The sequence below is a fragment of the Pseudoalteromonas sp. TAB23 genome (assembly GCF_000498075.1).
Classification (GTDB): Bacteria; Pseudomonadota; Gammaproteobacteria; order Enterobacterales; family Alteromonadaceae; genus Pseudoalteromonas; species Pseudoalteromonas arctica.
This window is the reverse complement of the sequence record NZ_AUTP01000179.1, coordinates 24,436-32,888: the sequence shown is the minus strand read 5'-3', so window position 1 is coordinate 32,888 and position 8,453 is coordinate 24,436. Positions and strand designations below refer to the sequence as shown.

Here is an 8,453-nt window from a genome sequence, read left to right as displayed (position 1 = left end):
GTTTTATATTGAAAGCTTAAATTAGCAAAGCCATTGTCGGTAAACGGTAAACCCACGTTACCCGACACTTGTGTTGTATCGCCGTCACCTTCATAAAATTGACCATGGCGGATTTCTAATTTACCACCTTCAGAAGCGTCTTTTAGTTGGAAGTTCATTACACCGGCTATTGCATCAGAACCATATTGTGCAGCTGCGCCATCACGAAGTACTTCTACTTGTTTAATAGCAATGCTTGGAATAACTGAAATATCTGCGCCTTGCGCGCCATCGTTAATACCACCGCCTAAAAATGCAATTACAGAAGCACGATGACGACGTTTGCCGTTTAAAAGAACCAATGTGCTGTCTGATGGTAAACCACGTAAGTTAGCTGGGCGAACAAGAGAGGCCGCATCACTAATAGGATTTTGATGTACGTTAAAAGATGGCACGGCACCTTTTAAAAGCTCAAGCATGTCGGTATTGCCTGATCTTTCTAATTCTTCGCCGCCAATAATATCGATTGGAACTGGTGAGTCACCAATTGAACGTGGAGCTGAGCGCGTACCTACTACGGCAATTTTCTCTACGTTTTTATTTACTTTAGTTTGCTGTTGCTCGTCTGCTGCAATAGCAGAACCCGAAAAAAACAACCCTGCAGTGGTTGTAGCTAAAGCAAATTTGATTGCTTGGTTTAGCGCATTATTTTTTAATTTCATTCTAATTTTCCCCAGTTAGAATAATTCTTATTTTTGATGCTAATTTCACATCATTTATTTTTAACTTAATTTTTTGTTTCACATAAGTTTGAGGGTTTAGCTCAAAAGCCTAATCAATTAAGCTTACTTTTTGTGAAGTCCTATTTACAGACTATAGGTAAAAAACGGGAAGGGCAATTACTAATTAACCATTTGATAACAAAAAGATTCAATTTAAGAAAAAATGCAACAGTGGTGCAAAGTAAAGCTAAAATGAACTAAATAAGTGCAAATAGGGCTATTGAGAGGAAAATTAATGCGTTATCAGTATTTAAATGTTATTTATTTGTTTCTTTTTGGTGGGGTTCTCAATGTTTTGTGCGCATCGCCAAGTTGCTAATTTTTCTTTATATTCATCCCACACGCAGGGGCAGCAACTGCCACCACCACAACATTCATCAGATTTTGGTTTTTCAGGTTTTTGCGGTAGTTGGTTTGTCATATTCAGTGTTGTTGTATGTATTTAATACTAATTTGGTGCAAAGGATAAGTTAAAGGATGTTGTAAGTAAATTATTCTTTGTGAACCCGTGCTGCTGTGTGAAAATAAAAGTTATGCGATTATATAAAGTTATTCACCGTGCACCTTGGCGGGTAGTTAAAATTAGTAAAAAACGCCAACAGCTGCGTTTTCGCCGTGCTATGGTGGCGCTTAAAATTGCACTTGCGCAAGAAAAACAAGAAACCAAAGAAATGCTCTCTATTTATAGGCGCTACACTCAAGGTCAAACAAGTAAAGAGGAGTTAAAACGCGCTAATGAACAGTTTGTTGATATTTTAAAAGGATTAGGGCTCGGTGTGTTTGCAGTATTACCTTTTGCCCCGCTTACAATTCCTTTAGTTGTTAAATTAGGGAGTTTAGTGGGAGTTGATGTGCTGCCAAGTTCGTTTAATATGAACAAATCTATTAAAGAGCTTGATGAGAAAATTGATCAAGAAAATCAAAAGCAAAAATCCAAAAATAGCTTAAAAAAGTAGCTAAAATCCCTTCAAATTAGCGATACCTTTTAGGTGCGCTTATTGATATGCTCTTAAGTACCATTTTTATATTATATGAGCTTTTTAATGAGTGCATTACTACGTCATACATCTTCTGGTATTCCTTTATCTTTTATTCTTAAAAACGAATTATCTGACTGGCAAGCACAGCAGCCTGCATTTATACAAAATTGGTTAACTAATATAGGTTTCGAAAAGCAAGGTGTTGCTTTAATCCCTGATGCTAAAACGGGCGAGTTAAGCCAGGTATTTTGTTTAATGCAAAGTAGCGATGATTTTTGGGCTGCGGGTAATTTAGCAAATACACTTCCTACTGGTACTTATCAAATTCAAGGCGAGAGCGCTTTTGTAGAGCAAGTTGCTTTAGGATTTGTGCTTGGTGGTTACGAATTTAGTGAATATAAAGAAAAACCAACAGCAAAAGCGCAATTAGCCATTAGCGATAAAGCGTTGTTTGAGCGTATTAGCCAACAAGCTGATGCCATTACACTTGCACGTGATTTAGTTAATACTCCAGCGGTAGACATGATGCCGCAACATTTATCGCAAGTAATGGAAGATTTAGCTGCAACTTACAATGGCGAATTTTCACAGTGGATTGGTGATGAGTTACTAGAGCAAAACTACCCGACTATTCACATGGTGGGTCGTGCAAGCGAAAATAAACCGCGTTTACTCGATTTAAAATGGGGTGCAACAGATGCTCCATTAATTACACTAGTAGGTAAGGGCGTATGTTTTGACTCAGGTGGACTTGATTTAAAACCAAGCTCTGGCATGCGTAACATGAAAAAAGACATGGGCGGCGCAGCACATGTTATTGCACTAGCACAACTTATTATGGCAGCTAACTTACCAATTAGATTACGAGTGCTTGTACCCGCTGTTGAAAATGCAGTATCGCGCAATGCATTTCGCCCTGGCGATGTTGTTAAAACACGCAAAGGCATTATGGTCGAAATTGATAATACAGACGCAGAAGGGCGCTTAGTATTGTGTGATGCATTAAGCGAAGCACAAAACGATAATCCTGAGCTAATTATTGATTTTGCTACCCTTACGGGTGCATGTCGTGTTGCTTTAGGCACGGAGCTTCCGGGCTTTTTCTCAACAGAGCGCGATGTAGCAAACGGTATTATTGATGCAGGTTTAAGTGTCCATGATCCTGTTTGGCAGCTTCCGTTGTTTGAACAATACAAAAACTTACTAAAAAGTGATGTAGCCGATATGGCAAACTGTGCAAGCACACCGTTTGGTGGTGCTATTACCGCAGCGCTTTACTTAAAAGAATTTGTTGAACCAACAACACCGTGGGTACACTTTGATGTAATGGCGTGGAACTTACGTGCATTACCAGGTCGCCCAACAGGTGGCGAGGCACTAGGTATTCGTGCGGTGTTTAACTACCTACAAAATCGTTTTAATAAATAAGTTTTTGATTCAATAGTAAGAACTTGAGCTTATGAGTTTTAAACCTCATAAAGCTCAAGTGGCAAGTTATCTGGATCGGCAAAAAAGGTAAACTTTTTGCCGGTTATTTCATCCACTCTAATATCCTCAACGTTTACATCGCACGACTCTAAATACGTTTTTGCAATCTGTACATCCGCTACCTTAAAAGCTAAATGTCTTAAGCCTTGTGCTTCGGGATAGCTTGGTCTTGCGGGCGCTCCATCAAACGAAAATAGCTCTATTTGGCTACCATCGGGCATGGCTAAATCTAATTTATATGAATTACGATCAGCTCTAAAGTGCTCATTAATAACGTTAAGTTTAAGTACATTGCTATAAAAGTGTTTAGAACGTGCATAGTCACTGCAAATAATTGCAGCGTGGTGAATACCTAAAAGTTTCAAATTTAATTCCTTAAAAAGCAAAAACGCACTTAATTAAGTGCGTTTTATATGTTGCTTACTACATGTTGTGTTAGCTTGGCTGCGCTTCTTTACATGCTTTAACGGCCGGTGCTACAAGTTCTAAACCGGTTTTATCACATGGCGGTAAAGCGGCATCGCTTACACTAATAGGCGTTACGCGTTCGCCCCATTTTATGTAACTTGCAGCCCAGGTAAGGCCGGCACCAAATGCAGCAGACATAATGTTTGAATGCGGTTTAATTAACCCTTGCTCAACGGCTTCACATAACGCAATAGCAATCGTAGCAGCAGAGGTATTACCATACTCACCAATGTTAACCATTACTTTTTCGTCAGGTACTTTTAAACGATGCTGAATAGCTTGAATAATACGTAAGTTAGCTTGGTGTGGAACGAGTACATTAATGTCATCAAGGCTCAAATCGGCTTGTTTAAGTACATCGTCGCACGCTTCGCTCATGCCTTTAACAGCACGTTTGAAAATTTCACGACCTTCAAATAATAAATCAGATGGTCCAATTGGCTCATATTTATTTAAATCACTACCAAAGTTAGTGATGTGTAAAATATCGCGGTCTTCACTGTCACAACCAGTTTTGGTTGCTAGTAAACCAGCTGGCGTATCTGCCGCTTCAAGTACTACTGCACCTGCGCCATCGCCAAATAAAACAGCGCTATCGCGACGTGCCCAGTTTACGTACCAGGTCATACGCTCAGCGGCAATGACCACTGCTTTTTTGATCATACCCGCTTGAATTTGTGCTGTAGCAGCTTGCAATGCATATAAAAAGCCCGAACATGCCGCGTTTGTATCCATNNNGGCAGCGCCTGTTGCACCAATGTTTTTTTGCACTTGTGAGGCGGTATTTGCCACAACAGTAGAAGGTGTACAGGTTGCTAATATCACTAAATCAATATCTTTAGGATCAACGCCCGCGCACGCAATAGCATGCTTAGCAGCAACGGTTGCCAGCTCGGCGGTACTTACATGGCTCACTCGGCGAGATTTAATGCCTGTACGCGTGGTTATCCACTCGTCGGTGGTATCAACTATTTCACTAATTTCATCGTTGCTAATGCTTGCTGGTGGAATGCATTTACCCCAACCAGTGATATGTGCGTAAGGCATAGTATGTTCTCTTAAGGTGGTCTGACATGTATTACTAATGGGGGAGTTATACCAAAAAACGGCTTTCAAGACTAGTTTATAGCATGCTTTGTATCGTAAATATTCGCAATTACGGGTTATTTAAGGTAATGCTAGTATAAAAAAGGAGCAAGTATGAAAACAACACTAATAACAACATTCACTTCAATAGCGCTGGCATTAATTGCAAATGGGGCTTTTGCTCAACAGCATAAAATTATTTATGCGGGCAGTTTACTTGCATCCGAAGATCAAAAAGTAAAAACAGAGCAAACGTTAGTCATAACAGATAATACAATAACANCAGCCATTAAAAACGGCTACCTCACAAAAGCAGAACTTAACCTACCTGATGCCGATATTATAAATCTTAAAAATCAATTTGTAATGCCTGGTCTTATTGATATGCATGTTCACGTTACGTTTGAGCGAGATGCTAAAGCAAACCCTCACCGCTGGGCAACAGAATATGATGCCGATTATGCTTTGCGCTCAATTAAATATTTACAACGTACGCTCGATGCGGGTTTTACATCAGTGCGAGATTTAGGTAGCGATCACAAAGTTATATTTCCGCTAAAACGTGCTATTGAGCGAAATGATATTAACGGCCCTCGCATTTTTGCAGCGGGTAATACAATATCGCCTACCGGTGGGCACGTAGATATGCACGGTTATCGAAAAGATATTACAGATGCGGTTACAGGCGGGATTGGTATATGTAATGGCGCGGATGATTGTAGCCGTGCGGTACGCGAGGTAATTAAAAGTGGCGCTGATGTAATTAAAATTACTGCCACGGGTGGAGTACTAAGTAATACCGCTGCTGGTGTTAACCAACAACTTACAGATGCAGAGCTGATTGCAATTGTTGATACTGCTCATCACTTGGGGCGTAAAGTTACAGCGCATGCACACGGTACACAAGGTATAAAAGCGGCCTTAAAAGCCGGTGTAGATTCTATTGAGCATGGCTCTTATTTAGATAAAGAGGCAATAAAGTTATTTAAAAAAACGGGAGCTTATTTAGTACCGACGCTTTTAGCGGGTGCAACGGTAAGTAAAGAGGTGCTTACAAATCCAAATATGCCACCGGCAATAGCCGACAAAGTGCGTGAAGTGACTCCAAAAATGCAGGCTTCGTTTAAACTTGCACTGAAAAACAAGGTTAATATAGCTTTTGGAACAGACTCTGGGGTGTCGCGTCATGGGCTCAATGCTAACGAATTTAGTTTAATGGTAAACAATGGTATGAGCGAAGCCCAAGCTATTAAATCAGCAACCATACATGCAGCGAAACTGCTGGGGCAAAGCGCACTCATTGGCGACTTGAGTGTTGGTAAACAAGCAGATATTATCAGTGTGAATGGCTCACCGCTTAAAAATATCGACGTACTTAAAAACGTGCAATTTGTTATGAAAGCCGGGCAAGTTTATAAACAATAGGGAAGGTTATGAGCAGCAAAATAAAAGTGTCGTTGTTTAATCATTTGATTGACGCTGAGCGCCAGTTACTAGACCCAGAAGTTCGCCAATCTGAGCGCGCATTAGATGCTTTACTCGATGATGAATTTATCGAAATTGCTGCCAATGGCACTACATTTAATAAATACCAAGTACTTACCCGCTTACCTACCGAGGTTGTGCCACAGTTTTATAATCAGCATTTTAAGGGCCGAATGCTGAGCGATGATGTAGTGCAACTTAGTTATCAAGCAGCTTATAGGCGCTCTGCTCGCAGTGAATTTAATTATTCATTGCGTATGTCGCTTTGGCGCCAAACTAGTAGGCAATGGAAAATGGTGTTTCACCAAGGAACGCCTTGTGCACCGTTTTCAATTTCGATGGATGATGATTAAAAATCACATAACCGTTAAAATAACCTTATTAAACATTTGATTGGGCAATTACCTCTTGTTAATGCGTACCGACCCCACCATTAGTCGACTATTAATGCTGCGAAGCGGCGCTATTGCGGTGCAATTAATCGCGGTGTTTAGCGTTTATTTTTTACTAGAACATCAAATTGCATTACTGCCTTTACTGATTGTTATTGCCGTTGAGGCTGTGTTTCAGCTTATTAGCCTGTTTGCCTATCGTAATGTAAGCCGCGCTAAACCTTTGGGTATGTTGATGCAGTTAACCGCTGATGTATTATTTTTAACGGTTTTACTCTCGCTAAGCGGTGGTGCAACCAATGCATTTGTATCACTGTTATTGCTCCCAATAATGATCGCTGCTGTTACGCTGCGAGAAAAAGGATTAGCTTATATTGCGGTATTAGCCATTGCCGCATACAGTTTTTTACTGATAAAGATGCCCGATCACAGTATGCATCAAATGAATATGAGTGGTCACTTTATTGGCATGTGGGTTAATTTTGTTTTAAGTGCTAGCGTAATCGCATTAGTGATTGGCGCAATGAGCAGGGCACTTAAAGAGCGAGAGCGAATTATTGCAAACGTGCGTGAAAAACAATTACGTAATGAACAGCTTGTTACCCTTGATGGGGCCGCTGCACAAATAACCCATCAACTAGCGACCCCAATTGCAAATTTACAGCTATTGTTTGAAGAGTTATTAGAAGACCAACCAAACAACCCCATTGTTAAGCACATGCAAGCGCCGCTTACTCAGTGTAGTACGCAACTTAACGACTTTAGAAAACTCTCAGAGCAATTACGTCTTAAAAATTCGCAAGAGCATATCACCGTAAAGCAACTGCAAACGCAAATTACAGATACGCTTTTACTGCAATACCCTGATCAGCACATTAAATGGATTACGCCACCTATTGCAGCAACATTGATAAGTGATGCGATGTTATTGCCTGCTATTTTAAATTTATTGCAAAACGCCGCGCTCGCTAATCAAAAACAAGGTCAAACTCAATTAGAGCTGAGTTGGCAGCAAGATAACTTACATAGTGAATGCGTTTACTTGTTAATTCGCGATTTTGGCCCTGGCTTTTCATCATCGCAATTAGCAGAGCTGGGTGGTCAACTTATGCCAAGCGATCAAGGAATGGGGCTTGCTGTGCTTTTATCAAACGTTACTTTTGAGCGTTTAAATGGCTCACTTACCTTGTTTAACCATGCAGATGGCGGCGCTGTCGCCAAAGTTAAACTCGCTATTGTAAACACTGAGAATAACGCCTCATGAAGTTACTTATAATTGAAGACGACATAAATTTAGCCAGCACACTGGTAAGGCGCTTAACTAAACAAGGCTTTACCTGTGAGGTGGCGCATAATCAAAGTGATGCGTTACTTACTGCGCGTAATCTATTACCTGACTTTGTTTTATTAGACATGAAACTAGGTGACGATAACGGACTTGCACTCATAAAGCCGCTGCGTAGTTTGCTCCCCCAAGCTCATATTGTTTTACTAACCGGGTTTGCAAGTATAGCAACCGCAGTAGAGGCAATGCGTTTAGGCGCAAACGATTACCTTACTAAACCGGTTGATATGGCAACTTTATTAAAAGCGCTTAACACCGAGCCTGTGGCATCGGCATCGAATGTTATTGGTGATGCGGTTATGTCGCCGGAGCGCTTAGAGTGGGAGCATATTCAACAAGTATTACACAGTAATAATGGCAATGTGTCGGTTACCGCAAGGCAACTTAATATGCACAGACGTACTTTGCAGCGCAAGTTACAAAAAAAGCCGGTGCAGCAGTAATTTAG

At 40.6% G+C, this 8,453-nt stretch carries 10 protein-coding genes; 6 read left to right on the top strand and 4 right to left on the bottom strand.

The window, feature by feature from the left end; genetic code table 11:
* Positions 1-701 (bottom strand): TonB-dependent receptor plug domain-containing protein (locus L654_RS0108665; RefSeq protein ID WP_029753549.1); only part of this gene is annotated, 701 nt, incomplete at its 3' end.
* 310 nt (positions 702-1,011) lie between these two features.
* A complete protein-coding gene (locus tag L654_RS1000000127265; protein WP_010553991.1) occupies positions 1,012-1,182 on the bottom strand; it encodes an oxidoreductase-like domain-containing protein in 171 nt (56 codons plus the stop codon).
* A gap of 112 nt (positions 1,183-1,294) precedes the next feature.
* Here L654_RS1000000127265 and L654_RS0108660 point away from each other — a divergent pair, with 112 nt between their 5' ends.
* Together L654_RS0108660 and L654_RS0108655 are read left to right on the top strand one after the other, a co-directional pair.
* Positions 1,295-1,717, top strand: coding sequence for a hypothetical protein (locus L654_RS0108660; RefSeq protein ID WP_024607809.1), 423 nt, complete (start codon positions 1,295-1,297; stop codon positions 1,715-1,717).
* An 87-nt stretch (positions 1,718-1,804) separates the two neighbouring features.
* Entirely contained in the window at positions 1,805-3,169 is a 1,365-nt protein-coding gene (locus L654_RS0108655; RefSeq protein WP_024607808.1) for a leucyl aminopeptidase family protein, read from the top strand.
* Between the two features lie 38 nt (positions 3,170-3,207).
* Here L654_RS0108655 and L654_RS0108650 read toward each other — a convergent pair whose 3' ends face one another.
* Positions 3,208-3,594: a VOC family protein gene (locus tag L654_RS0108650; protein WP_024607807.1), complete on the bottom strand. Its 387-nt coding sequence runs from the start codon at positions 3,592-3,594 to the stop codon at positions 3,208-3,210.
* A gap of 70 nt (positions 3,595-3,664) precedes the next feature.
* Positions 3,665-4,744, bottom strand: coding sequence for a ketoacyl-ACP synthase III (locus L654_RS0108645; RefSeq protein WP_024607806.1), 1,080 nt, complete (start codon positions 4,742-4,744; stop codon positions 3,665-3,667).
* Between the two features lie 153 nt (positions 4,745-4,897).
* Here L654_RS0108645 and L654_RS0108640 point away from each other — a divergent pair, with 153 nt between their 5' ends.
* The 4 genes from L654_RS0108640 (at position 4,898) to L654_RS0108625 (ending at position 8,448) form a co-directional block, all read left to right on the top strand.
* Complete coding sequence (locus L654_RS0108640; protein WP_024607805.1) at positions 4,898-6,208, top strand: amidohydrolase family protein; 1,311 nt, start codon at positions 4,898-4,900, stop codon at positions 6,206-6,208.
* A gap of 8 nt (positions 6,209-6,216) precedes the next feature.
* Positions 6,217-6,621, top strand: coding sequence for a DUF4440 domain-containing protein (locus L654_RS0108635; RefSeq protein ID WP_024607804.1), 405 nt, complete (start codon positions 6,217-6,219; stop codon positions 6,619-6,621).
* A 61-nt stretch (positions 6,622-6,682) separates the two neighbouring features.
* Positions 6,683-7,924 carry an ATP-binding protein gene (locus L654_RS0108630; RefSeq protein WP_029753548.1) on the top strand — a complete coding sequence of 414 codons (1,242 nt, stop codon included), beginning with the start codon at positions 6,683-6,685 and terminating at the stop codon, positions 7,922-7,924.
* The gene (locus tag L654_RS0108625) at positions 7,921-8,448 is read left to right on the top strand and encodes a response regulator (RefSeq protein ID WP_024607802.1); all 528 of its coding nucleotides are present in this window, start codon (positions 7,921-7,923) and stop codon (positions 8,446-8,448) included. The genes L654_RS0108630 and L654_RS0108625 overlap by 4 nt, the downstream gene beginning before the upstream one ends.
* Positions 8,449-8,453 lie beyond the last annotated feature (5 nt).